General features: G+C 63.6%; 26 protein-coding genes. 13 read left to right on the top strand and 13 right to left on the bottom strand.

Features of this window, described 5'->3' with window-relative positions; translation table 11 throughout:
- The first annotated feature begins 187 nt into the window (after nt 1-187).
- Entirely contained in the window at nt 188-364 is a 177-nt protein-coding gene (locus AC1DYW_RS09845; protein ID WP_477226003.1) for a hypothetical protein, read from the top strand.
- A gap of 2 nt (nt 365-366) precedes the next feature.
- Here the strand turns inward: AC1DYW_RS09845 and AC1DYW_RS09840 are convergent, their stop codons facing one another.
- On the bottom strand, nt 367-1,287 hold the full coding sequence (locus AC1DYW_RS09840) for a glycine--tRNA ligase subunit alpha (protein ID WP_095091899.1): 921 nt from the start codon (nt 1,285-1,287) through the stop codon (nt 367-369).
- A gap of 235 nt (nt 1,288-1,522) precedes the next feature.
- Between AC1DYW_RS09840 and AC1DYW_RS09835 the strand changes: the two genes are divergently transcribed.
- Entirely contained in the window at nt 1,523-1,984 is a 462-nt protein-coding gene (locus tag AC1DYW_RS09835; RefSeq protein WP_477226002.1) for an N-acetyltransferase family protein, read from the top strand.
- A 104-nt stretch (nt 1,985-2,088) separates the two neighbouring features.
- On the opposite strand, the gene AC1DYW_RS09830 is transcribed toward AC1DYW_RS09835, so the two are convergent.
- The gene (locus tag AC1DYW_RS09830) at nt 2,089-3,864 is read right to left on the bottom strand and encodes a tetratricopeptide repeat protein (protein WP_457153151.1); all 1,776 of its coding nucleotides are present in this window, start codon (nt 3,862-3,864) and stop codon (nt 2,089-2,091) included.
- Nucleotides 3,865-4,279: 415 nt separating this feature from the next.
- Nucleotides 4,280-5,218, bottom strand: a complete 939-nt coding sequence (locus AC1DYW_RS09825) for a LysR family transcriptional regulator (protein WP_477226001.1) — start codon at nt 5,216-5,218, stop codon at nt 4,280-4,282.
- A 289-nt stretch (nt 5,219-5,507) separates the two neighbouring features.
- Here AC1DYW_RS09825 and AC1DYW_RS09820 point away from each other — a divergent pair, with 289 nt between their 5' ends.
- Nucleotides 5,508-6,242, top strand: coding sequence for an SDR family NAD(P)-dependent oxidoreductase (locus tag AC1DYW_RS09820; RefSeq protein ID WP_477226000.1), 735 nt, complete (start codon nt 5,508-5,510; stop codon nt 6,240-6,242).
- A 149-nt stretch (nt 6,243-6,391) separates the two neighbouring features.
- Nucleotides 6,392-6,991, top strand: a complete 600-nt coding sequence (locus AC1DYW_RS09815) for an NADPH-dependent F420 reductase (RefSeq protein WP_477225999.1) — start codon at nt 6,392-6,394, stop codon at nt 6,989-6,991.
- 34 nt (nt 6,992-7,025) lie between these two features.
- On the opposite strand, the gene AC1DYW_RS09810 is transcribed toward AC1DYW_RS09815, so the two are convergent.
- Nucleotides 7,026-8,042: a polyprenyl synthetase family protein gene (locus AC1DYW_RS09810; protein ID WP_457153155.1), complete on the bottom strand. Its 1,017-nt coding sequence runs from the start codon at nt 8,040-8,042 to the stop codon at nt 7,026-7,028.
- 207 nt (nt 8,043-8,249) lie between these two features.
- Here AC1DYW_RS09810 and AC1DYW_RS09805 point away from each other — a divergent pair, with 207 nt between their 5' ends.
- From AC1DYW_RS09805 to moaB, 6 genes are all read left to right on the top strand, one after another.
- On the top strand, nt 8,250-8,474 hold the full coding sequence (locus AC1DYW_RS09805; RefSeq protein WP_091576439.1) for a putative signal transducing protein: 225 nt from the start codon (nt 8,250-8,252) through the stop codon (nt 8,472-8,474).
- Complete coding sequence (locus tag AC1DYW_RS09800; protein WP_457153156.1) at nt 8,474-9,274, top strand: tRNA1(Val) (adenine(37)-N6)-methyltransferase; 801 nt, start codon at nt 8,474-8,476, stop codon at nt 9,272-9,274. Before AC1DYW_RS09805 ends, AC1DYW_RS09800 begins: the two co-directional genes overlap by 1 nt.
- 79 nt (nt 9,275-9,353) lie before the next feature.
- The gene (locus tag AC1DYW_RS09795; protein ID WP_477225998.1) at nt 9,354-10,217 is read left to right on the top strand and encodes a S49 family peptidase; all 864 of its coding nucleotides are present in this window, start codon (nt 9,354-9,356) and stop codon (nt 10,215-10,217) included.
- Between the two features lie 133 nt (nt 10,218-10,350).
- Nucleotides 10,351-10,536 carry a membrane protein gene (locus tag AC1DYW_RS09790; RefSeq protein ID WP_027023000.1) on the top strand — a complete coding sequence of 62 codons (186 nt, stop codon included), beginning with the start codon at nt 10,351-10,353 and terminating at the stop codon, nt 10,534-10,536.
- A 26-nt stretch (nt 10,537-10,562) separates the two neighbouring features.
- Complete coding sequence (locus AC1DYW_RS09785; RefSeq protein ID WP_457155269.1) at nt 10,563-11,450, top strand: 4-(cytidine 5'-diphospho)-2-C-methyl-D-erythritol kinase; 888 nt, start codon at nt 10,563-10,565, stop codon at nt 11,448-11,450.
- Nucleotide 11,451: 1 nt separating this feature from the next.
- Nucleotides 11,452-11,994, top strand: a complete 543-nt coding sequence (gene moaB / locus AC1DYW_RS09780; RefSeq protein WP_477225997.1) for a molybdenum cofactor biosynthesis protein B — start codon at nt 11,452-11,454, stop codon at nt 11,992-11,994.
- A gap of 124 nt (nt 11,995-12,118) precedes the next feature.
- Here the strand turns inward: moaB and AC1DYW_RS09775 are convergent, their stop codons facing one another.
- Together AC1DYW_RS09775 and AC1DYW_RS09770 are read right to left on the bottom strand one after the other, a co-directional pair.
- Entirely contained in the window at nt 12,119-13,093 is a 975-nt protein-coding gene (locus AC1DYW_RS09775; RefSeq protein WP_477225996.1) for a hypothetical protein, read from the bottom strand.
- Between the two features lie 147 nt (nt 13,094-13,240).
- Nucleotides 13,241-13,759 carry a glycosyltransferase gene (locus AC1DYW_RS09770; protein WP_477226422.1) on the bottom strand — a complete coding sequence of 173 codons (519 nt, stop codon included), beginning with the start codon at nt 13,757-13,759 and terminating at the stop codon, nt 13,241-13,243.
- A 150-nt stretch (nt 13,760-13,909) separates the two neighbouring features.
- On the opposite strand from AC1DYW_RS09770, the gene AC1DYW_RS09765 reads away from it, so the two are divergent.
- Nucleotides 13,910-15,064 carry a PA0069 family radical SAM protein gene (locus tag AC1DYW_RS09765; protein WP_477226421.1) on the top strand — a complete coding sequence of 385 codons (1,155 nt, stop codon included), beginning with the start codon at nt 13,910-13,912 and terminating at the stop codon, nt 15,062-15,064.
- A gap of 150 nt (nt 15,065-15,214) precedes the next feature.
- Nucleotides 15,215-15,910: a ribonuclease HII gene (locus tag AC1DYW_RS09760; protein WP_477225995.1), complete on the top strand. Its 696-nt coding sequence runs from the start codon at nt 15,215-15,217 to the stop codon at nt 15,908-15,910.
- 72 nt (nt 15,911-15,982) lie between these two features.
- On the opposite strand, the gene AC1DYW_RS09755 is transcribed toward AC1DYW_RS09760, so the two are convergent.
- The 7 genes from AC1DYW_RS09755 to AC1DYW_RS09725 all read right to left on the bottom strand — a co-directional run bounded on the left by AC1DYW_RS09755 (nt 15,983) and on the right by AC1DYW_RS09725 (nt 21,582).
- Nucleotides 15,983-16,474, bottom strand: a complete 492-nt coding sequence (locus AC1DYW_RS09755; RefSeq protein ID WP_095091887.1) for a F0F1 ATP synthase subunit B — start codon at nt 16,472-16,474, stop codon at nt 15,983-15,985.
- A gap of 10 nt (nt 16,475-16,484) precedes the next feature.
- Nucleotides 16,485-17,084, bottom strand: coding sequence for a F0F1 ATP synthase subunit B (locus tag AC1DYW_RS09750; RefSeq protein ID WP_477225994.1), 600 nt, complete (start codon nt 17,082-17,084; stop codon nt 16,485-16,487).
- Nucleotides 17,085-17,151: 67 nt separating this feature from the next.
- The gene (locus AC1DYW_RS09745; RefSeq protein ID WP_006206606.1) at nt 17,152-17,376 is read right to left on the bottom strand and encodes a F0F1 ATP synthase subunit C; all 225 of its coding nucleotides are present in this window, start codon (nt 17,374-17,376) and stop codon (nt 17,152-17,154) included.
- 83 nt (nt 17,377-17,459) lie between these two features.
- Entirely contained in the window at nt 17,460-18,218 is a 759-nt protein-coding gene (locus tag AC1DYW_RS09740; protein ID WP_095091979.1) for a F0F1 ATP synthase subunit A, read from the bottom strand.
- A 59-nt stretch (nt 18,219-18,277) separates the two neighbouring features.
- Entirely contained in the window at nt 18,278-18,685 is a 408-nt protein-coding gene (locus AC1DYW_RS09735) for an AtpZ/AtpI family protein (RefSeq protein WP_457154877.1), read from the bottom strand.
- Between the two features lie 255 nt (nt 18,686-18,940).
- Nucleotides 18,941-20,125 (bottom strand): cell wall hydrolase, encoded by a 1,185-nt coding sequence (locus AC1DYW_RS09730; protein ID WP_477225993.1) that lies wholly within the window; start codon nt 20,123-20,125, stop codon nt 18,941-18,943.
- A 149-nt stretch (nt 20,126-20,274) separates the two neighbouring features.
- Nucleotides 20,275-21,582 (bottom strand): MFS transporter, encoded by a 1,308-nt coding sequence (locus AC1DYW_RS09725; protein ID WP_477225992.1) that lies wholly within the window; start codon nt 21,580-21,582, stop codon nt 20,275-20,277.
- 123 nt (nt 21,583-21,705) lie between these two features.
- On the opposite strand from AC1DYW_RS09725, the gene AC1DYW_RS09720 reads away from it, so the two are divergent.
- On the top strand, nt 21,706-22,629 hold the full coding sequence (locus AC1DYW_RS09720; protein ID WP_477225991.1) for a LysR substrate-binding domain-containing protein: 924 nt from the start codon (nt 21,706-21,708) through the stop codon (nt 22,627-22,629).
- Nucleotides 22,630-22,632: the final 3 nt, after the last annotated feature.

Below are 22,632 nucleotides of genomic sequence, written 5' to 3'. Positions count from 1 at the left end.
GCTCACGCGGCAAGATGGTCCGCGCGGGGCATAGCAACTCGGCTGGCCGCTGTCACCCTTTCCGGAAATTTTGGCCGCCCTGTCGGGACGAGGCGACCCCGCCCGTCCTTGGATCAAAGATTTCCATGAACCGAACGCAGCGCTGAAGCGACCCACGCTCAGGTAGGGAACTATTGGCTGAACGACCATGAAAACGGCATCCAGACTTCTGCAGATTGTAGCACTCACCGCCTGCTTCACCGCGCAGGCTCACGGTGCCTTCTCGATGCCGGGCGTTCGGCAGGCATTGCGCACGATCGACGGTGCCAGCGGTCAGAACGTGCTGCCGATCAATGCTTGCCTCGAGGTGATGAAGCGTGCCTGAACTCAGGCCGCCAGTCCACCGGCCTGCGTCTTCAAAAACGCCTCGCCGCAGGCCTTCGCCAGATTGCGCACCCGCAAGATGTAGCTCTGCCGTTCCGTGACCGAAATCACGCCACGCGCGTCGAGCAGGTTGAAGACATGGCTGGCCTTGATGCACTGGTCGTAGGCCGGGAAAACCATACGATGCATTGGCAGATTGTCGTTCGACGCCGGTGCACCGGCATCGAGCAGCGCCTTGCACTCGGCCTCGGCGTCCTCGAAATGGCGCAGCAGCATCGCCGTGTTGGCGTATTCGAAATTGTGGCGCGAATATTCCTGCTCGGCCTGCAGGAAGACATCGCCGTAGGTGACCTTGTCGGCCCCTTCGCGGCCGTTGAAGTTGAGGTCGTAGACATTGTCGACGCCCTGCACATACATGGCCAAGCGCTCCAGCCCATAGGTCAGTTCGCCCGCAACCGGGGCGCACTCAATGCCGCAGACCTGCTGGAAATAGGTGAACTGCGACACTTCCATGCCGTCGCACCAGCACTCCCAGCCCAGCCCCCAGGCGCCCAGGGTCGGGCTTTCCCAATCGTCCTCGACGAAGCGGATGTCATGCAGCAGCGGATCGACGCCGATCGCCGCCAGCGAGCCGAGATAAAGCTCCTGCAGGTTCGGCGGATTCGGCTTCAGGATCACCTGGTACTGGTAATAATGCTGCAGCCGGTTCGGGTTCTCGCCATAGCGGCCATCCTTGGGGCGGCGCGACGGCTGGACATAGGCGGCGTTCCAGCGTTTTGGCCCGAGCGCGCGCAGCGTCGTCGCCGGATGAAAGGTGCCGGCGCCGACCTCCATGTCGTAGGGCTGCAGGATGACGCAACCATAGTTCGCCCAATAATTGTGCAAGGTCAGGATCAGCCCCTGGAACGAGCGGCTGGGATGCATATGGGCGGGGATTTCAATCGTCGGGATTTCAATCGTCACGGGGGCCTCGGCAGCAAAGGCTAGCTTGCCGGCACGTCCTAGAGACCCGGCGGCGTAGCGTCAAGCAAGGCGCACCGGTGCGGACCTAGCGACCCCGCCGATGATGTTGAAAGCTTTGCGAGCGACTGGCCCATTGCCGGCCATGGGCGCCTGCGGTCTGCTCATGCCGCAAAGTGTCAGGACAACAGGTTCAATCATGCCCAGTTCCACCATCATCCGTCCTATCGCCCAGCAGGATTTCGACCAATGGATGCCGCTGTGGGACGGTTACAATGCCTTTTACGGCCGCTCGGGCGAGACGGCGCTGGCAAGCGAGATCACCGCGATGACATGGTCGCGCTTCTTCGATGCCTATGAGCCGATGCATGCGCTGGTTGCCGAGAGCGAGGGACAGCTTTTCGGCCTCGTGCATTACCTCTTTCACCGCAGCACCACGGCGATCTCGCCCAATTGCTACCTGCAGGACCTTTTCACCACAGAGGCCTCGCGCGGCAAAGGCATCGGCCGGGCCCTGATAGAGGGCGTCTACGAGCGTGCCCAGGCTGCCGGTTCGGGGCGGGTGTACTGGCTGACGCATGAGACCAATCACACGGCGATGAAGCTCTATGACAAGGTCGGCGAGCGCTCCGGGTTCATCGTCTACCGGAAGATGTTCTGAGCCAGTTTCCGGCGCACTGGCGCGTGTTGAGTTTTTGGACGGATGGACGTCCAAACGAAAACGGGGCTCCGAAAGAGCCCCGTTTGCATTCAAAGAAACCGATTTCACCCCTTCGGGGCTGGCACCGGCTCGGGCTTGACCTTCGGGGTTTCCTGCGCGGTGTTGGATTCGATGGGCGGCAGGCCCTTCATCAGCTTCTGCTGCAAGGTGGCCAGCACATCGGGGTCCGGCTTCAGGTCGCGCGCCTGGTTCCACTGAAAGGTGGCTTCCAGCTTGCGGCCAACACGCCAGTAGGCGTCGCCGAGGTGATCGTTGAGAACCGGATCTTCCGGCTTCAGCGACACCGCGCGTTCCATCTCGCGCACCGCGTCATCGAACCGGCCGAGGCGGAAATAGGCCCAGCCCAGGGAATCGACGATGTAACCGTCGCTCGGCCTGAGATCGACGGCCTTCTGGATCATCGCCAGGCCTTCCTTGAGGTTCGTATTCATGTCGACCCAGGAATAGCCGAGATAGTTCAGCACCTGCGGCTGGTCGGGGAACAGTTCCAGCGCCTTGCGGAAGCTCGGTTCGGCCTTGGGCCATTCCTTCAGCCGTTCATAGGCGATGCCGCGTTGGTAGAAGATGTTCCAGTTGGCGGCAGTCGGCGTCTTCAGCACCGTGACTGCCTTGTCGTACAGATTGGCCGCCGAGCGGAAATCATCCTTCGACGAATAGACGCCGCCGAGCGCCAGATAGGCGCGCATGTCGTCGGGATGCGCGTCGACGAAAGCCTTCAGATGGGTGATCGCCTCGTCCTGGCGATTGAGATCGGCAAGGTTGAGGCCGAGTTGCAGGTCCGAAAGCTCTTTCAACGGCGAAGAGTCCGGGATGCGCCGATAGAGCGCGATGGCGCCCTCGCCGTCCTTCAACTGCTCGGAGACGGCCGCGAGTTGCACCAGGGCTGCGTCGCTGTCAGGCTTCAGGGCCAGGGCATACTGCAGGTAAAGCCGTACGAACGGCTCGCCACCGCCGCGATTGAGCGCCGTGGCGAGATTAAGCAGTATCTCCGACGCGCCGTCCGACGGGCCGGCAGCGAAAGGCGCAATTTTGTCACCCTTGCTGATCTTGTCGCGCAAGGCGACGATTTCCAGCTTGCCCGGCGCAAACGCCTCGGCCTGATCGAGCACCGACAGTGCCTTGTCCTTGTCGCCCTTGCGAGCCAGGAACGACGCGTAGGCCTGGGCGTTGCGCATCCAGGTTTCGGGAGCCGCACCACCGGCGGCCGTATCCTGCATCGTCGCGGCGTAGATCGCCTCGGCCTTTTCGGGCATGCCCGACGCGTCGGCGATCAGCGCGCGATGGAAGGACTTGAACAGACCGAACCAGTCCGGCCCCTGCAGCTTGTCGATGGACGCCATCGCATCGCTGGCTTGGCCGGCGCCTTGTTGGGCCCAGCCGGACATGACGCCAGAGATCAGCCGGTCGAGATCGGATTCCAGCGACAGCTTGAGCCAGTACTGTGCTTTGGCGAAATCCTTCTTGTGGAAGGAATCGACCGCCAGCGCCAGGCGCGAGAAGCGCTCGACATCGGGAACTTCCTTGAGCTTGTCGGCATAGACCAGGGATTCGTCGAAGCGCCCTTGAGCGATCAGCGACAGCATCAGGCTCTGCTGCAGGCCGGTGTCGCTCGGATTGAAGGCCAATGCCTGCTTGTAATAGGCGATTGCGCTGTCGAGGTCGTTGTCGCCTTCGGCGATCCGGGCGGCCAGATAGGCACCCGAGAACGACGTGATCTTGACCGGTTCGGCGGTTTGCTTGGCATAGGCCGGCAAAGCCGAGATCGCCATGCCTGTCACAATTGCCAGCCTTGTCAGCCAGCGCGCACGTCCTTGCTGCATCGTATCCCTTTCAGCCAGGCGCCATCTCCGCGTCAGCGGGATTGGCGTAGACTCGATCTTTCCGGGCAAAGCATGGCCTTTTTGGGGTCGCGCTTCAATCCGCCTCGAATTCACAATCCGGGCACCCGATTAACAAACCATGGCGACCAGGGACAGTTTTCCGTTTTCGAGTTCCGGTCATGGCCCCGCGCGGAGCCGATCATATCACATCTTCGGTCCGCTGGGACTCCGATATCAGCACTTGCCCGGCAAGGCAGGCCGCTGCACCTGCGTGTCGCGATAACCGAAGGCGTTCACGGCATGGAGGATGTTGAAGGCGAGGATTTAGAGCGCCGCTTCGACTTCACCGCCCTAAGCCCCCCTGGTGAGGAACCTTCCACCGCCCGACATGCGTTTGATCGTCCCGAAGGGGTGCTCATCGGTACATCGTCGGATCGTCATCAGGCCGGGGTCGGCTTAAGTTCTCGCCTCCATTCAGCCCCGCGAGAAGCGGAGCGTACGCGGCGAGCCTGCGGGATACGAACTCGGTAAAGAGCCGCACGCGCTTCGTCTTGCGTGTCTCCCCCTGCGTGAGAAGCCAGAGCGTTCCGTACATATGCAGGTCGGTACCCGGCACCCTCACCAGTAGGGGGTCGGCATCGCCAACGAAGCAAGGCAGTGTCGTCATCCCGAGCCCTTGCCGTGCAGCAACGATCTGCGCCTCGGCGTCCGTGGTCCTGAATGGAACCCCCGTGGTGCGAACCTCACCCTCGCTGGCCCAATCCGGAATTCCATGAATGCTTATGACGATCCAGCGGATGGGATCAGGCGCGCCCGCACGCCACGCGGCTAGTCGATCGCGAGACATGTAGACGCCGCCGAACAGCTCCGGTCCCTTCAGGCCGTGAAGATTGAGCGGCAGGGTTTTGCGGTCGTAGACGACGCGGATCGCGACGTCGGCCTCTCGGTTGGTCAGATTTGCCAGCTCGCCGGACGACAAGATTTCCATCTCGATGTCCGGATGCAGACGCGCGAAATCGGCGAAGTCCGGCATGAGCAGGTGTGTCGCGAGGGGCGGTGCCAGCGTCACCCGCAGAAGCCCGCGCACGCTCTGGTCGCGCCCGAAGACGCGCGTCTCCAGCAGGTGCGACGACGCTTCCATCTGGTCCGCGAACTCGAGGACCTCCTCGCCCGCGGCCGTCAGGCGGTAGCCCGAAGGCAGCTTTTCGAACATGTGCACCCCGAGGCGTTCCTCGAGCTGGGCGATGCGTCGCAGCACGGTCGAGTGGTTCACACCGAGGCGCTCGGCGGCAGCCCGCACCGAGCCTCCACGCGCGACGGCAAGAAAGTAGCGAACGTCATCCCAGTCGATCATGGTGCAATCTCGCACCGCGCGGTGCGCCTTCCAAAGCCCACATCTACCACATCGAACAGCATCTCGTTTGCGGGTAGCACGGCGATGATCATAACCCCTGCCGACAAGCGCGGCCCAATCCTGAATGGCGCACACCGGTCGTCGCGGCTGGCGTCCGTCGTCCAGCCGGATCGATTTTGCACCACCGATGTGCGCGTTTCCGCACTCAAAGGCTGACCCCGGCAGACTTATTTCGAGGCTCTCGGGGTTCTTCCCGAACGATCAAAGGCAGAGCCTGAAAGGAAAAATCGTGGGAAAGCTGGACGGTAAGATTGCGGTCATCACGGGCGGATCGAGCGGCATGGCGCTGGCGAGCGCCAAGCGGTTCGTTGAAGAAGGCGCCTATGTTTTCATCACGAGCCGAGGGCAGGAGGCGCTCGACGAGGCGGTCAAGCTGATTGGCCGGAACGTGACCGGCGTGCGTGGCGACGCGGCCAATCTCGACGACCTCGACCGCCTGTTCGATACAGTCAAGCGGGAAAAGGGCAGGATCGACGTCCTGTACGCGAGCGCCGGCATGGGCGAAGCCGTCCCACTGGGGGAGATTACCGAACAGCATTTTGATGCGGCCTTCGGCCTGAATACGCGCGGCACGCTGTTTACAGTTCAGAAGGCGTTGCCGCTGTTCAACGATGGCGGATCGATCTTCATGACCGGGTCAGTTGCTTCGGTGAAAGGTTTTCCTGGTTACGGCGTGTATGCGGCGAGCAAGGCAGCGTTGCGCTCATTCGCACGCACCTGGCTCAACGAACTGAAGGGCAGGAATATCCGGGTGAACGTGCTGAGCCCGGGGCCGATCGCCACACCGATGCAGGACCAAGTTCTCACCGAGGAGGCCAAGCGGATGTTCGAATCTCTGATCCCGCGGGGAAAGATGGGGCGTCCTGAGGAAATTGCGGCGGTCGCGCTGTTTCTTGCTTCAGACGATTCGAGCTTCGTGAATGGGGTGGAGTTGTCTGTCGACGGCGGCTTCTCGGCCATCTGAAATCGCGCCCGATCACGGAAGCGGCTGACCGTCCGGCCGCGAAGTCGTTCACGGCCGGACGTCTACGCAAAGGTCGCCACACAGCAGAACGGATAGCCGCCGCCGTTGAAGGCCGGGGAATCATTATCGACACGGATCGGAGAAGTATTATGAGCTATGCGATTGTAGGATTCGGTAAGATAGGCCAGGCCCTCGCCCACGCCTTCGCCCGTAAAAACATCGACGTGACCGTCGCGAGCAGCCGGCCGCCCGAGGCGTTGGCGCCGCAGGCTCGGGCGATTGGACCCACGGTCGTCGCCGAGTCGCTGCGGGATGCACTCGAGGCCGACACAATCATCTTGGCGGTCCCGTTCGGGGAACATCGCGAGGTTGCGAAGGCCCTGCCGAGCTGGAAAGGCAAGACGGTCATCGACGCGATGAACGCGTTGGTTCCCCTTGGGGAGCTGGACGGCCTTCCGTCCTCCGCCTTCGTTGCGAAGTCGTTCACCGGCGCCAAGTTCGTGAAAGATTTCAATCATCTGGTTGCGGCCACCCTGGCTGCCGATCCGATCGTCGAAGGCGGCCACCGGGTGGTCTTCCTGTCGAGCGACGACGAGGACGCGATCGCTCCCGTGGCGGATTTGGCCAAACAACTCGGGTTCGCACCCGTCAAGCTGGGAAAGCTCAACGAGGGTGGCGCGCTGGTGCACGCACGCGGCCGCATTTGGGGCCGGCTGATCTTCCAGGACCTGTTCAAGAAGGAGCAGTAACGGATTTACTGTCCACTGTCGAAACGCCAGCCGCTCAGTTCACCCGGCTGATGCAGAAATCGATGACGTCGATCAGCGCCGATTTCTGCGGCGTCGCTTCCAGCGGCGCCAGCGCGTCGCGGGCGATCTCGCCGAAGTGGCGGGCACGCCCGATCGTGTCGGCGATCGCGCCGTGGCGGGTCATCAGGCCGATCGCCTTTTCCAGGCCGGCGTCATCGACGACATTGTCCTCGATGGCACGCTTCCAGAAGGTGCGCTCGGCCTTGGTGCCGCGCCGGTAGGCGAGGATGACCGGCAAGGTCACCTTGCCCTCGCGAAAGTCGTCGCCGACATTCTTGCCCAGATCCTTGCTGGTGCCGCCATAGTCCAGCGCATCGTCGATCAGTTGGAAGGCAAGGCCGAGGTTCATGCCGTAGGAGCGCAGTGCGGCACGGTCGTTGCGTGTCGCCTGGGCAATGACCGGGCCGACCTCGGCAGCGGCCGAAAACAGCGCCGCGGTCTTGGCCTTGATGACGGCGAAATGCTCGTCCTCGGTGGTTTCGAGGTTCTTGGCGGCGGCGAGCTGCATCACCTCGCCCTCGGCGATGATCGAGGCCGCACTCGACAGGATGTCGAGCGCTTCGAGCGAGCCGACATCGACCATCATGCGGAAGGCCTGGCCGAGCAGGAAGTCGCCGACCAGGACGCTCGCCTGGTTGCCCCAGATCATGCGCGCGGTCTTCTTGCCGCGCCGCATGCCGCTTTCGTCGACGACATCGTCGTGGAGAAGCGTTGCCGTGTGCATGAATTCGACCGCCGTTGCGAGCTTGACGTGGCCCTCGCCGACATAGCCGAACATCTGCGCGGCGGCGAGCGTCAGCATCGGCCGCAGCCGCTTGCCGCCGGACGAGATCAGATGGTTGGCAACCTCCGGAATCATCTCGACGTCGGAGCCGGCCTTGGACAGGATCAATTCGTTGACGCGACCCATGTCGGCGGCCGTCAGATCGATCAAATCCTTGATGGAGGCGGGTTCCCGCTTCCCGTTTTCGATGTTGAGAACGACACCCACGACAATCACTCCCGTCTTGGTATAACGCGTGCGACGGCACCCTTGGTCCCTACAGGGACTCTAGGGCGCTAGACACGGCCACGGCAAGTGGCGAATTGGCGCGGCGGCGATGACAGCCTGTCAACCCTGCCGAAAGAGCAGGTCTGCTTGGTGACGGAAATCCGCCTGCCCGTTTACATATGCGCCGCAAACTGAGAGTTTCGCCCGATGATAGAGCTCATTCGCACCAACGACGCCGTCATCATCTCCTTTGTCGAATCGCTGATGCGCGATGCCGGCATCGGCTGCTTCGTCGCCGACCAGAATATGAGCGTGCTCGACGGCTCGCTCGGCATCCTGCCGCGACGCATCATGGTCGATGCCGACCAGGCCGACGCGGCACGACGCATCCTGACGGATGCCGGCATCGCCAACGAGATCCGCGGGAAATAATGTCCGCCGCGCCGGCCACCCTTGCCCCGGACACGCCGGCCCATACGGTCGATGCCTTCCATCGCGGCCGGTTCTGGCTCGTGCAGCCCAAGCAAGGCGGCCATCGCGCCGGCATGGACGCCATGATGCTGGCGGCGTCCGTGCCATCCTCCTTTGGCGGACGTCTCGCCGATTTCGGCGCCGGCGCCGGGGCCGCCGGCCTTGCGGTGCTGTCGCGCTGCCCGGCGGCCGCGGCCGTGCTCGTCGAACGGGCGCCGGAAATGGCTGCTTTCGCCGCAGCAACGCTTGCCCATCCCGGCAATGCCCATCTCAGTGACCGTGCCTCTGTGCTCATCGCCGATGTCACCGTATCGGGACGGGCGCGGGCGGCGGCCGGCCTCGCCGACAACGACTTCGACTTCGTCATCATGAACCCGCCTTTCAACGCTGCACGGGACCGTGCCACGCCCGATCGCCTGAGAAAGGAAGCCCACGTCACGGAGGACGGACTGTTCGAGAGCTGGATCCGAAGTGCTGCCGCCGTGGTCAGGCCGCGCGGCGGCCTCGCAGTCATCGCCCGGCCCGAGCAGCTCGGCGCCATTCTCGATGCGCTCTCCGGCCGCTTCGGCGATGCCGAGATCCTCGCTGTCCATCCCCGCCCCGACGCGGCGGCGATCCGCATCGTCGTCAGGGCTGCGCTCGGGGCGCGGGGGAAGCTCGCCATTCGCCCTCCCTTGATGCTTCATCCGCAATCGGGCGACGGACCTGATGAGCGCAGCGAAATGATTGCCAACGGCCTCGCCTCGCTGTTCGGAGACTGAGCTATTCTTACCGGCCGCATTGCCGTTGGCCGGGGAGTTCCTACATGCCTGCAACCTATCGACCGGAGACCGCGCCCTCGTGAAACGACTAATCAACCGCCTGCTGCCGAAGTCCTGGCGCTCAACCGTCGTCACCATTCCGGTCATCCGGCTGCACGGCACCATCATGCCGGGGGGTGGCCAGTTCCGGCCGAGTCTGTCGCTGGCCTCGACCGCCGGCCTTATCGAGAAGGCGTTTTCCTACGACGCGCCGGCGGTCGCCATCTCGATCAATTCGCCGGGCGGCTCGCCGGTGCAATCGCGGCTGATCTTCAAGCGTATCCGCGACCTGGCGAGCGAAAAGAACAAAAAGGTGCTGGTCTTCGTCGAAGACGTCGCGGCATCGGGCGGCTACATGATCGCGGTCGCCGGCGACGAGATCTTCGCCGATCCGTCCTCCATCGTCGGTTCGATCGGCGTGGTGTCGGCCTCGTTCGGTTTCCCGGAACTGATGAAGAAGATCGGGGTCGAGCGCCGTGTCCACACCGCCGGGCAGAACAAGGCTGTGCTCGATCCGTTCAAGCCGGAGAAGAAGGAAGACGTCGAGCGCCTGAAAGCGCTGCAACTCGAGGTGCACGGCACGTTCATCGACCTCGTCAAGGAAAGGCGCGGCGCGAAGCTGAAGGACGATCCGGACCTGTTCACCGGTCTGTTCTGGACCGGCATGAAGGGTCTCGAACTCGGCCTGGTCGATGCACTCGGCGACATGCGCACGGTGCTCAAGACCCGGTTCGGAGCGAAGACCCAGCTCAGGCTGGTCACGGCGCCGCGCGGTTTCCTCAGCCGCTTCGGCCTATTCGGCTCGAGCAAGGGCTTTTCAGCGCCCGATATCGCCGCGGCAGCCGCCAGCGGCGTGATCGATGCGGCGGAAGAGCGCGCGTTGTGGGCACGGTTCGGGCTTTGAAAAACCGGCAAAACCGTCTAGCATGAGAGCTTGAAGTCTTATGCATGTCGCTTTCCTAAAACCGGATCCACTTTTGGGCGACATGCATGAACCGACCCGACCGGCCGCCGCCCAGCGTGGGAGGAGTTTTGACATGCCGCAGATCATTTTCTTCACCGTCGTTGGCGTCGCCGCCTATTTCGGCTACCGCACCTTCATCCGGGAAGCCGAGCGCGTGACCGCCAAGGTGCGGCGCACGGAAAAGCAGGCAGCCAACGGTGCCATGGGTACGCTGGTCAAGGATCCGAAGACCGGCGAATACCGGCTGGCCAAGGACTGAGCATCATCCCGCATACGACTGACGCCGTGGACACCGAGATCGGGTCGCGCATCTGGCATGCGCACGCCAAGATCAATCTGGCGCTGCATGTCACCGGCAGGCGCCCTGACGGCTATCACCTGATCGAAAGCCTGGCGGTGTTCACGCGTTTTGGCGACCGGGTCGAAATCGCGCTCGCCGACAGCGACGATTTTACCGTGTCTGGCCGCTACGCGCAGGCCGTTCCGCTCGACGCCAGCAATCTCGTGCTTAAGTCCCGCGATGCGCTGCGAAGAGAGGCTGGGGCCAAGAGAACCCCGCCGGTCGCCATCCGGCTCGAAAAGAACCTGCCGGTTGCCTCCGGCGTCGGCGGCGGCTCGAGCGATGCGGCAGCCGTGCTGCGCGGGCTGGCGGAGACATGGGCCCTAGACATGGACAGCACTGAGCTGGCGCGGATCGGCCTTTCGCTTGGCGCCGATGTGCCGATGTGCCTGGCGGCCAAGCCGCTGGTCGCGCGTGGCATCGGCGACGAACTGTCGATGGTGCCGGATTTTTCGGCGTTGGGGCTGGTGCTGGTCAATCCCGGAACGGCCGTCTCGACCGCCGAGGTGTTTGCAGCGCTTTCCCGTCGCGACAATGAGCCACTGCCGCCGCTGCCGCGCAGCATCGACTTCCATAGCCTGCGCAACTGGCTGGAGATCACCCGCAATGATCTTGAGCCTGCGGCGCTGGCGATGCAGCCCGCCATCGGCAGAGCGCTTTCCTGGCTTAACAAGGCTGGATCGGGTTTCTCCCGGATGTCCGGATCCGGCGCGACATGCTTCGGCCTGTTCGAGACCGGCAATGTCGCCAAGCGCGCTGCCGCGGACATCCGCAGCCGCCAGCCCGACTGGTTCGTCGCCGCGACGCGCAGCATGACATCGGAGGCTGGCTGAGATGGCTAGGATTGACGAGAGCCGGCCTTTCATCCCGATCCGCATCGCGGTGCTGACCGTCTCGGACACACGCAGCCTCGCCGACGACAAATCCGGCCAGACACTGGCCGACCGCATCACGGAAGCCGGCCACGTCCTCGCCGCCCGCGCTATCGTCACCGATGACCGCGAAAAGATTCGCGACAAGGTGCTCGGCTGGTCGCGGGACGCTGCGATCGACGTCGTCATCACCACTGGCGGCACCGGGTTTACCGGCCGCGACGTGACGCCGGAAGCGCTGGAGCCGATCTTCGAAAAGCGCATGGACGGCTTTTCGGAAGTCTTCCACCGCATCTCCTACGACAAGATCGGCACCTCGACGATCCAGAGCCGGGCGACCGGCGGGGTCGTCAACGCCACCTTCGTCTTCGTGCTGCCGGGCTCGCCCGGCGCCTGCAGGGACGCCTGGGACGGCATCCTGAAGGCGCAGTTCGACTACCGGCACATGCCCTGCAACTTCGTCGAGATCATGCCGCGCCTGGACGAGCATCTGCGGCGCGGTTAACGCCAAACAGCAAGCAGTTCAAGCGCCCGACCTCGGTTTCGCCAGCAGAACACCGCGTGCGCCCTTCGAAGTGTCATTCGCCGCGCGTTGGATGCCTGTCGAGATGAGCTGGGATGGTTCCCTCTCAGCGGATGACCGGCTCGCCATGAAAGCGCCGGCGTGAGGGCGGCGATACGCCGAAGCCGACCTCCATCATCAATCTCGGCGTGCGCGCCGGCACCGTGCCCATGTGGAAGCCAAACGGATCCTCGACGAAGCCGAGACCGGCTTCACCGGTCAGCGTCACCGGGCTGTGCTCGCCGTAGACATCCAGAACCTCTTGTGCGGGATGGCCGACCAGCAAGGTGAGCTGATGCTTGAGGCTGCGGCGCTTGTGACTGCCCCGGACATAGACATGCGGGCCGGTGTCGGCGTCGACCCGCTTGAGATAGAAGAAGAATTTCAGCATGCGCCAGTCGTCGAGGTCGAAATGATACTTGCCGAGCGAGGCAAGGTTCTTGTCGGCGTCCGAAGCCTCACCCGTCGGAAAACTCCACCAGACGCGCGTGGTGATCAGTTTTGCCTGGCCGCCGAGATAGTGCGCCGCAATATCCAGAAGGAGCGGATCGCGCTGGATGGCGAGTGCCGCCCGGCAGTCGAGGATGCGCTCGAAAAAATGTCCGCTGAGCAGTGAGCGGCCGAAGCGCTTTTCGGCCTCGGCATGTTCACCCGGCATGAATTCGAGACGGCGGTCGAAATTGCCGAAGCAAGGCGTTCGCTGGGCGAAACTGGCGATCTCTTCATGGATCGCCGGTGGCAGCACCAGGCCCGAAAACAGCCCGTCGGAGCGCAACGATTCGACAACGGCTTCGCGGTCGACGCCGGCAAACATCGTATCCCCAGAATTATGGGCCGGACGAGCGCGTTTTGCGCCCAGCCAATGCATCCGGCGTCCTGGCATTGTGCGCGCCAGCACGAACATCGGCAGCCAGGCAGGGTTTTCGCGCAGGTCCGTCAGATAGGTCGGAATGCGCACGGCGATGCGGCGCAGCAGGCTGCCGTTGCGGGCAACGGCCTCAAGACTGGCAGCGCCGGATTTGTCGGGGGTTGAAAGCTTCATCGGGTCCTCGGCTATGAGCGTGGCGCCGATGCCGCATCGGTGCTCATCACTCGGCATGACCCCAACCCAATCCACCCGTCTGAACGGGAAACTAACCTCGCGTCAGATTTTGTGCAATGCACAATGAAGAGAGCAGCTGCAAAAAGATCACTCCGGGGAGCGCTGCTTCGGCGGTGCCACCCAGATTTCGGCGTCGAGCCGCTTTGCCGCGAGGCCGCGTGCGATGGCCTCGGCGCTGCCGGCCCGCTTCGACGCTGCCGCGGCCTGAAGCTTGCTGATCAGCAATCCATCGGCCAAGGCGCGGTTTCCCGAAAACACCCGGGCCAGGAACGGTGTGCGGCTGCCCCGCGCCCGCGAGAAGCGTGCCGCCATTGTCTGCCTGGCCGTGTGGGCAACGACCGCATCGATCCAGCCATCCATCAGCCGCGAGCCCGGCTCCAGGAGCAGCAGCCAGTCACCCTTGGCCTGGCGGATGCCCGCAGCGATACCGCCAGTTACGCACTGACAGCCGGCATGCTCGGCAACACGATGCGTCTGGTCGGTGGAACCCGTGTCACAGACGAGGACGTCACGCACCACGCCCTCGACCGCGCCGCCAATCAGCGAGGCGAGCGTGCGGGCGAGGCCCTCCTCGTCATTGCGGGTTTCGATCAGGACACTGAGCATCATTAGCCGAATAGCGGAAAGCCGAACGCAGCGCCAGTTTTTGCCATGCACCATAGAAAGTTCTTGCTTTGTTCTCATCGACGAAATAGGAATAATTTCATGAACAGAGCGATTCGACACAACATGGACAGTCCCTGGGAGCGGGCGAAGATGGAACAGATCGTGCGCGCCGACATTGCAGCTTTCGGAGCTGGAAGAGCCGAGATGGCCAATGCTATGATCGAGCAGAGTGGCGTGCGTGTCCGTCCGGACCGCAATCGCGGCAGGTCGGCGGGCATCAATCCATCCGGCCGGTTCGAGCCGGTCAGCCGGCATGTCTTCGATGATGGCTGGAATTCGCTGGAGGAACTGCCGCCCTTCAAGACCGAGGTGCAGGTCGAGAAGCCACGCACCATCATCACCCGCAACGAATCGCCCGACATCTCCTTCGACCGGTCGATCAATCCCTATCGTGGTTGCGAACATGGCTGCGTCTATTGCTTTGCCCGGCCGACGCACAGTTTCATGGGCCTGTCGCCGGGCCTCGATTTCGAATCGAAGCTGTTCGCCAAGCCGGATGCGGCGCGACTGCTCGACAAGGAACTGTCGAAGGACAGCTACCAGCCGCGCACCATCGCGATCGGCACCAACACCGATCCGTACCAGCCGATCGAGAAGCAATACCGGATCATGCGCGAGATCCTCGAAGTGCTGGAAGCGCGCGGCCATCCGGTCGGCATCGTCACCAAGTCCGCATTGGTGACGCGCGACATCGATATCCTGTCGCGCATGGCCGAGCGCGGGCTGGCCAAGGTGGCGCTGTCGGTGACGACGCTCGACCGCATGCTGGCCAGAACGATGGAGCCCCGCGCCTCGACGCCGACCAAGCGGCTGGAGGCGATCCGACAGCTTTCGGATGCCGGTATTCCGGCCTCGGTCATGGTGGCGCCGATCATCCCCGGCCTGACCGACCAGGAGATGGAACGCATCCTCGATTCGGCACGCGCCGCTGGTGCGCGCGAAGCGGGTTATGTCGTGCTGCGCCTGCCGCTGGAGGTCAGTCCGATCTTCAAGGACTGGCTGCTGCGCCACTATCCCGACCGCTACCGCCACGTGATGTCGCTGATCCGCTCGATGCGCGACGGCAAGGACTACGATTCGGAATGGGGCAAGCGCATGAAGGGTGCTGGTCCCTACGCCTGGCAGATCGGCCGGCGCTTCGAGATCACCGCCAAGCGGCTCGGCCTCAACGTCGAACGGCGCACGCTTCGGACCGATCAGTTCGTGGCCGGCGGCAAGGACCAGGTGCAGCTGACCCTGCTTTGAAAACAATTCACCGCGGCGGTTTGACCTGTCGCGACACAAGAATCCCGTCCGGCCTGCCCCGGCCTGCAGACGGTGCCCTCCCGGTCCGGCGCCCCACCCGACCCGGAGGGACTTGCGGAGAATCGGAGCCGATGCGAACCTCGCCGCAACATGGCTCGCGCGCGTTCCGATTCTCCGCTTCTCTTTGAGATCATCGAGAAACCCGATTTCTCCTTCGAGACGAAGGCGATGGCCGATGGACTGTGGCCGGTGGCGGGCATGGACGAGGCCGGCCGCGGTCCGCTGGCCGGGCCGGTGGTCGCGGCGGCGGTGGTGCTCGACCCCGCCAACATTCCGGACGGGCTCGACGATTCCAAACGTCTCAGCCATCTGCAACGCGAAGCGCTGTTCGTACGAATTCTTGGCTCGGTGCTGGGCGTTTCGATGGCGTCCATCAGCGCCGAGGGCATCGACGGCAGCAACATCCTCAAGGCCAGCCTGGAAGCGATGCGTCGCGCCCTGGTCGGGCTGTCGGTCCAACCGAAGCTCGCGCTCGCCGACGGGCGCGACGTGCCGCCAGGGTTGCCCTGCGCGGGGCGCGCACTGATCAAGGGCGACCAGCGCTCGCAATCGATCGCCGCCGCCTCGATCGTCGCCAAGGTGATGCGCGACCGCATGATGTGCGGCTGCGGCAACCATCACGGTCGCTACGGGTTCGAGGTCCACATGGGCTACGCCACGGCCCGCCATCGCACGGCGATCGAAGCACATGGGCCGGTGGCGCGGCTGCACCGCGTTTCCTTCGCGCCGTTCAGGCTTGGCGGGACGGAAGTGGCGGAAGACGAGAGCCTCGCCGGCCTGGATTGAGCGGATAGTTTTCCACAACAAAAAAGCCGCCAGGTTTCCCGGCGGCTTTGATCTTTGCTCGATGCAACAAGCTCAGTTGAGCTTGGACTTCACATCCGCCAGCGATGCCTTGAAGAGGTCGGCGCCGGCCTTGGCGTCCATCTTGCCGGCGAGCAGCGCACGCGCAGCCTCGACGGCGATGTCGACGGCGCTGGCACGGACTTCGCTGATGGCGTCGCGCTCGGCCTGACCGATCTTCTGTTCGGCAAGTGCTGTGCGCCTGGCGACATAGTCCTCGGTCTTCTTGTGCGCTTCCGCAGCAAGCATGTCGGCTTCGCGCTTGGCGGCCGCAACGATGTCGGCGGCCTCCTGCTCGGCTTCCTTGCGCTTGCGCTGGTACTGGCCGAGCAACTGCTGGGCCTCCTCGCGCAGCCGGCGCGCTTCATCCAGCTCGTTGCTGATCCTGGCGGCGCGGGCGTCGAGCGCCTTGGCGATCATGCCAGGCACCTTGATGTAGACGGCAACGCCGAGGAAGATGATGAGGGCTATCGTTGCCCAGAGCGTCGCGAGAGATGTGTAATCCATGATGCGCTCCTCACCGGGCCACGGATTTGACCGCGGCCGCGATCTCGGCCTTGCTGGCCTTGCCGCCGACCAGTGCCTCGACGATCGCCGAAGCGGTGTCCTCGGCAATGCTGCCGACTTCCTTCATGGCATTGGCCTTGATGGAAGAAATGCGGGCTTCGGCCTCGCCAAGCTTCTCGTCGAGGGCCGCCTCGACCTTCTTGCGTGCGGTCTCGGCTTCGGCCTTGGCCGCATCGCCGGCCTGCTGGCCGATCGCGTTGGCCTTGGTCTTGGCTTCCGCCAGTTCCTGCTCGTAGGCAGCAACGGCAGCGTCGGCCTCGCCCTTCAACTTGCTAGCCTGGTCGAGGTCCTGCGTGATGCGGTCGTTGCGGACCTCGATGATGCCCGCGACGCGCGGCATCGCGACCCGCTTCAGGAAGAGGTAGAACAGCCCGAAAGTGATCGCCAGCCACAGAAGCTGCGACGGGAACGTCGCAGGATCGAATGGCGGAAAGGTGCCGTGCGCTTCGGCAGGCACGCTGGTGCCGGAATGCGTGTCGCCTTCCGTCGCAGCGTGGCTGGTGTCGGCTGCAGGTGCGGACTCTTGCGCGAAGGCAGATGTCACGAACATGGACTATCCCCGAAATTCAGGCCTGCCGCTTGCGCGGCCGGCCTGTCCAATCTTCCCAACGCTTAGCTCAGCCGAACAGGGCCAGAAGCGCGATGAGAAGCGAGAAAATGCCCAGAGCTTCGGTCACGGCGAAGCCGAAGATCAGACGGCCGAACTGGCCATCAGCAGCCGACGGGTTGCGCAGAGCGCCCGCCAGGTAGCTGCCGAAGATGTTGCCGAGGCCAATGCCCGCGCCACCCATGCCCAGGCAAGCGATGCCGGCGCCGATGTACTTTGCTGCTTCTGCGTCCATTTGTTCAACTCCTTTGGATCTAAAATTCCGTTGCGATTCAATCCGGCGCCAATGTTGGAAACTCTTGGGCCGGAAACTCTTGATCAGTGCCCGGGATGCAGGGCGTCGTTGAGGTACATGCAGGTCAACACCGCAAAGACGTAGGCCTGCAGGAAAGCGACCAGCAGTTCCAGTGCCGTCAGGGCCACCGCCATTGCCAGGGGCAGGACCGAGCCCGCGACGCCGACTGCGCCCAGCGCGCTCAGGCTGACGACAAATCCAGAAAACACCTTCAGGGTGATGTGGCCGGCGAGCATGTTGGCGAACAGACGAACCGAGAGGCTGACCGGGCGCGACACGAAGGAGATCACCTCGATCAGCACCACCAGTGGCAGCAGGAACACCGGCACGCCATGCGGCACGAACAGCTTCAGGAAGCCCAGACCATGCTTCATGAACCCGTAGACGACCACGGTTCCGATCACCAGGGCGGCGAGGCCGAAGGTGACGATGATATGGCTGGTGACGGTGAAGAAATACGGGAACAGGCCAAGCAGATTGGCGACCAGCACGAACATGAACAGCGAGAACACGAACGGGAAGAACTTCATGCCCTGCGTGCCGGCGGCATCGCGCAACATGTTGCCGACGAACTCATAGGCCATCTCGGAGACCGACTGAAGGCGGCCCGGAACCAGGCTGCGGCTCGAGGTGGTGAGAAACAGAAATGCCGCCGCAACGACCACTGTTGCGACCATGAACAGTGCGGAATTGGTGAAAGACAGGTCGTAGCCGCCGATCTCGATCGGTATCAGCTTGTTGATATGGAACTGGTGGATCGGATCGACCTTGTCAGCTGCCACGTTCAAACCCCGTCAATGCCGCGTACGGCTTCGTTACCATTACCACACATGAAGCGCGGTCATTTCCTGTCGTCCTGGTCACGGCGCGATTTATCGCCCTGTCCGAATTCTGCCACAACGCCCGCGGAACGCATCACATTGAGCACGCCGGCGCCAAAACCCAGCAGCAGAAACACGATCAGACCCCATGGCGATGTCCCCGCCAGACGGTCGATGATCCAGCCGATGCCGGCACCCACCACCACTCCGGCGATGAACTCGCTAGAGAGTTTGAGCGCCTGGCCATAACCGGCCACACTGCCCGCTTTCGCGTCGTCTTTCCCCTCGAGCCGGTCCGGCCGCCTTGTCGCAAGCGATGCTTCAAGTTCACGCCGGCGGCGCTCAAGATCGTCGTCGCGGATTTCGGCTTCATGCTGCTTGCCGCGGCCGGTTTCTCCGGTTCCGTCTGGCCTGTTTTTATCGGCCATCGCAACCCCCCTGCCCGGTCAGACCGTCACCGTCCGTCCGCTTCTAAAGTCGCCGGCAACATAGTTAGAGGGTTTGCGCCAGTCAAGCCACGGGCGGAAGTTCATTGTCATGTATTTTAGGCAACAAAATCAATTGGTTATAAAGGTGCGACATCGTGCCCGCCACGACGACGGGGATGCGCTGCACGAATCCCCCCGGCATTGGCTCTTCGATCGGCTGCACGCAGCGCGAAAAGATCGGTGACTGTGCGGTGCTCAGCTCCAGCCGCCGCCATAGGTGCGGTAGAAGATATGCAGGCCGATCTTGGTCATCTTCTGCATCGTGCGCGCCCAACCGGGATGGACATATTGGGCGTAGTAGTGGGTCGACGATCCGACCTCGGGGATGAAGATCTTGCCCGCGGTGACGGCCATGGCGATATCCTGCGCGGTCTTGTAGGCGGCGGGACTGTCGATGCGCTTCCTCCTGCCGTCGCAAGCGAAGGAGAACTGGCAGCGGTTGAACCAGCTGTCGTTCTGGTAGACGACGCCGCAGATCGAATTGGGATAGGCCGGGTTGCGGACGCGATTGAGGATGACCTGAGCGACGGCGGCCTGGCCGCGCACGGATTCGCTTCTCGCCTCGAAATAGATGCCGTTGGCAAGGCATGCCTGCTCCTTCTTGGAGAAGACACTCGCCGGCAGCGGGTTCTGGATCCAGGAATGGTCGCCCTTGGCCATCGGCGGGATGAAGCGACCGTCATTGGGCTGCTCGTCCTGAAGCAGGGCTTCGAAGGGCGATGCCTTGGCATAGTCGGGCTCGGCCTGCGCATAGGCGGTCGCCAGCACATCGGGATGGTCGTTGTTGACCAGCGCGGCAAGCATGGCCGGCACGCCGGGATCCGGCTTCTTGTCCTCACGCGCATGGAATGCCGCGGCGATCTGGATTTCCTTGCCCTTGATCTGCGGTTTGGCGAAAGCCATCTTCAAGCCGCTGTCCATGCTGGGCCGCAGCAAGGATGAGGTGCGCTCGAAGATCGAACCGGCATTGAAATTCTTCGGCGGCGCGACGGGAGAAACCTGGACGATGCGGCCCTTCTTGTCGGCCCGCACGATGCGATCCTCGTCGGGCGTGCCGCTGACCTTGCCGCCCTTGCCACGAAACGACACGTTGCCGACGCCGGCCAGATGGACGCCCGATCCGGAGATGGAACCGGTGACGTCGGAATCGACAAAGGGCATCTCGGCCGCATGGGTCGAGCCGGCGACGGATTTCTCGACATAGGAATTCCAGCGGGTGTTCGACGCTTCGAGGCCGGAGACAAAACTGGTCATGTCCTGGTAGGCGGCGACGGTCGGAAAGCCGATCCAGATGCCGAGACCGATGACGAACGGGGTCAGAAAGCCACGTTTTTTCTCACCGGCGGCGGCCGCAAGCCGCTTCAACACACGTCGATGCACGGAACTCTCTCCAGGAACGCGACTGACCCCACTGGAGAGCAAAATGATGCATTAACCTTGATGGGACGTTAACAGGTTCGATCGGGTTTTCTCAGTCGGCTCAAGGTCGTGGTTCCGAAGTCGGGCGATTTTGCGGTCAGCATGCGAAGTCAGGCCGGCCGCAGGAAGATCGGCCGGGCGATCAGCGCGCAGATGGCGGCCGACAGCCAGACGCACGCCCATGATCCGACGACCAGAAGCCCGGGGATGGCGATCGGCACCAGGAAGAAGGCGACGAAGACAAAGCTGTTGGCCAGACCGAGCGCCGTCCCGGCATTGCTGGCGCCGGCAAGCGTGGCAATCTCGGTATAGGCAACGCCGTGCCACGCTGAAACACAGATGCCGGCAAGGATCAGGACGGCAACGATCGTTGTCGCGAGCATAGGCTGCCAGCCGGGAATGGTGGCCGCGACAAACACAAGCAGCATGAGGGTGGCAAAGGCGGCTGCGCTCAGCATGCTGAAAAAGCGCAGGAACGAGCGGCGATTGCCGTGACGGTCGGTGAAACGGCCGCTCCAGACGCGCATGACCATGGCGCCGACCTGCACGGCTGCCAGGCTGGCGCTGATCACTGCCCTTCCCATGCCGCCGAAATCATGCAGGAAGACGGAGGCGAAGGTGAGCACCGCCACTTGCGGGACGCAGAGCAGGCCGATGGCCATTGCGATGCGCCAGACGTCCGGATTGCGCAGCGGTGTCGGGCCGGCCGACACCATGGCGTCGCTGGCGGACGTCGCGTCTTCGCCGATTGGTGGCTGGTGCAACCAGCGCCACGCGAAAAGCGCCGTGACGGCGGAGAATGCGGCCAGCAAGCCGTAGACCGCTGCAAAGCCATGCACCGAGGCAAGCGACGGCAGGACAAAGGCGCCGAGCCCGCCGCCGAGCGGCACCGCGGTCTGCCTGATGCTCATGGCGAAGCCGCGCTCGCCTTCACGGAACCAAGCCATGATGGCGCGGCCGCTTGAGCCGTTGACACTGCCGCCAAGCAGGCCAGTGACAAGCAACACGGCGGCCAGAACCGCGACCCCGGGAAGGTGTGCCGGCGACGGCACGACCAGCAATGCCATGAGAAGCAGCCATGCCGCGGTGGCGCCGAGGCCGGTGAGCAGCACGCGGCGATCGCCCCAGCGATCGGTGAGCAATCCCCATGGCAGTTCGCTCAGCGCCACACCCAGGCCAAGCAGACCGAGAACCAGTCCGAGCTGGCCATTGCCGAGCTGGTAGCCAGAGCGCAAGAAGACCGCCGTCGCCGGGATGCCGGAGAAGGTCGCGGAAAAACTGGCATTGGCGGCAACGCCAATGCCCAGCACCTTCCAGCGATGATTGGAGCGGACTGTCGCGGCACCAGCGGCGGCTGCGCCAGCCTGTTGCCGAGGCCTGCCCTGGCTGCATTTCAAATCCGTAGCGACGAGCGACATGGCTGAGTTTCCCTTGATGGTCTGACTGCATCCGAACCTTGACGCCTCGTCTTTACCGCCATAGGTTCATGCTGAATATCGGGAAGTTTTTGACTTACTATCCTGAGAATCAGGACTATTGCCATGCGACGCGTGACATTCGACCTCGACGTTCTCCGCAGTTTCGTCACCGGCATGGAGCTGGGCAGCTTCGCCAAGGCTGCCGACCGGCTTGGCCGATCGACGTCAGCGGTCAGCGCCCAATTGAAGAAACTGGAGGAGCAGGCGGCGACGCCGATCTTCCGCAAGTCGGGACGTGGCCTCGCCTTGACCGAGGCCGGCGAGACCATGCTCGGCTATGCGCGGCGGCTGATCGAGCTCAATGACGAGGCGGCATCCGCCATCCATGACGTTGAGCTGGAAGGCTGGGTACGGCTTGGGCTGCAGGAGGATTTCGGCGAGGCGGTGCTGCCTGACGTGCTCGGCCGCTTCGCCCGCGCCCATCCCAAGGTCAAGATCGAAGCCAGGATCGCGCGCAGCTACGAAGTCGCGGAAAGGATCATGTCAGGCAACCTCGACATCGCGCTGGCCTGGCACAGCGGCGAGACGCTGCCCTACAGCGAGCACGTCGCCGACGTGCAGATGCGCTGGATCGGCCCGGCAAAGCGCATCGCGACCAGCCTGCGCAACGGCGAGCCGCTGCCGCTTGTGGCGCTTGAAGCACCCTGCCTTTTGCGCACCGTGGCGACCGAAACGCTCGACCGTGCCGGCCTGTCGTGGCGGATGGCCTTTTCCAGCCCAAGCCTTGGCGGCATCTGGGCAGCTGTCGCGGCGGGACTGGGGCTGACCATCCGCACCGACATCGGTCTGCCGGCCAGCGTCAGCGCGATGACACCGGAGATCGCCGGGCTGCCGGCACTGCCCAAAATGGCGTTGTTCCTGCACCGCAAGGATGCCGAACCCGAGCCGGTGGTCGCGCGCCTCGCCGAGATATTGCTGCAGGCGGCACGGCAGGCGCTGCCCGATAATACGCGGACCAACGAAAACGGTTTGCGCGAGGTGGCGTGATCG

The sequence above is a fragment of the Mesorhizobium sp. P2_D5 genome, assembly GCF_056404355.1.
This window is presented reverse-complemented; position numbering and strand designations above follow the sequence as displayed.

What these genes read in the sequence shown, in the direction of transcription:
- AC1DYW_RS09845 (WP_477226003.1), top strand. Translation starts at nt 188, where the DNA reads ATGAAAACGGCATCCAGACTTCTGCAGATTGTAGCACTCACCGCCTGC.
- AC1DYW_RS09840 (WP_095091899.1), bottom strand. Translation starts at nt 1,287, where the DNA reads ATGCATCCCAGCCGCTCGTTCCAGGGGCTGATCCTGACCTTGCACAAT.
- AC1DYW_RS09835 (WP_477226002.1), top strand. Translation starts at nt 1,523, where the DNA reads ATGCCCAGTTCCACCATCATCCGTCCTATCGCCCAGCAGGATTTCGAC.
- AC1DYW_RS09830 (WP_457153151.1), bottom strand. Translation starts at nt 3,864, where the DNA reads ATGCAGCAAGGACGTGCGCGCTGGCTGACAAGGCTGGCAATTGTGACA.
- AC1DYW_RS09825 (WP_477226001.1), bottom strand. Translation starts at nt 5,218, where the DNA reads ATGATCGACTGGGATGACGTTCGCTACTTTCTTGCCGTCGCGCGTGGA.
- AC1DYW_RS09815 (WP_477225999.1), top strand. Translation starts at nt 6,392, where the DNA reads ATGAGCTATGCGATTGTAGGATTCGGTAAGATAGGCCAGGCCCTCGCC.
- AC1DYW_RS09805 (WP_091576439.1), top strand. Translation starts at nt 8,250, where the DNA reads ATGATAGAGCTCATTCGCACCAACGACGCCGTCATCATCTCCTTTGTC.
- AC1DYW_RS09800 (WP_457153156.1), top strand. Translation starts at nt 8,474, where the DNA reads ATGTCCGCCGCGCCGGCCACCCTTGCCCCGGACACGCCGGCCCATACG.
- AC1DYW_RS09790 (WP_027023000.1), top strand. Translation starts at nt 10,351, where the DNA reads ATGCCGCAGATCATTTTCTTCACCGTCGTTGGCGTCGCCGCCTATTTC.
- moaB (WP_477225997.1), top strand. Translation starts at nt 11,452, where the DNA reads ATGGCTAGGATTGACGAGAGCCGGCCTTTCATCCCGATCCGCATCGCG.
- AC1DYW_RS09775 (WP_477225996.1), bottom strand. Translation starts at nt 13,093, where the DNA reads ATGAAGCTTTCAACCCCCGACAAATCCGGCGCTGCCAGTCTTGAGGCC.
- AC1DYW_RS09770 (WP_477226422.1), bottom strand. Translation starts at nt 13,759, where the DNA reads ATGCTCAGTGTCCTGATCGAAACCCGCAATGACGAGGAGGGCCTCGCC.
- AC1DYW_RS09765 (WP_477226421.1), top strand. Translation starts at nt 13,910, where the DNA reads ATGGAACAGATCGTGCGCGCCGACATTGCAGCTTTCGGAGCTGGAAGA.
- AC1DYW_RS09760 (WP_477225995.1), top strand. Translation starts at nt 15,215, where the DNA reads ATGGCTCGCGCGCGTTCCGATTCTCCGCTTCTCTTTGAGATCATCGAG.
- AC1DYW_RS09755 (WP_095091887.1), bottom strand. Translation starts at nt 16,474, where the DNA reads ATGGATTACACATCTCTCGCGACGCTCTGGGCAACGATAGCCCTCATC.
- AC1DYW_RS09750 (WP_477225994.1), bottom strand. Translation starts at nt 17,084, where the DNA reads ATGTTCGTGACATCTGCCTTCGCGCAAGAGTCCGCACCTGCAGCCGAC.
- AC1DYW_RS09745 (WP_006206606.1), bottom strand. Translation starts at nt 17,376, where the DNA reads ATGGACGCAGAAGCAGCAAAGTACATCGGCGCCGGCATCGCTTGCCTG.
- AC1DYW_RS09735 (WP_457154877.1), bottom strand. Translation starts at nt 18,685, where the DNA reads ATGGCCGATAAAAACAGGCCAGACGGAACCGGAGAAACCGGCCGCGGC.
- AC1DYW_RS09725 (WP_477225992.1), bottom strand. Translation starts at nt 21,582, where the DNA reads ATGTCGCTCGTCGCTACGGATTTGAAATGCAGCCAGGGCAGGCCTCGG.
- AC1DYW_RS09720 (WP_477225991.1), top strand. Translation starts at nt 21,706, where the DNA reads ATGCGACGCGTGACATTCGACCTCGACGTTCTCCGCAGTTTCGTCACC.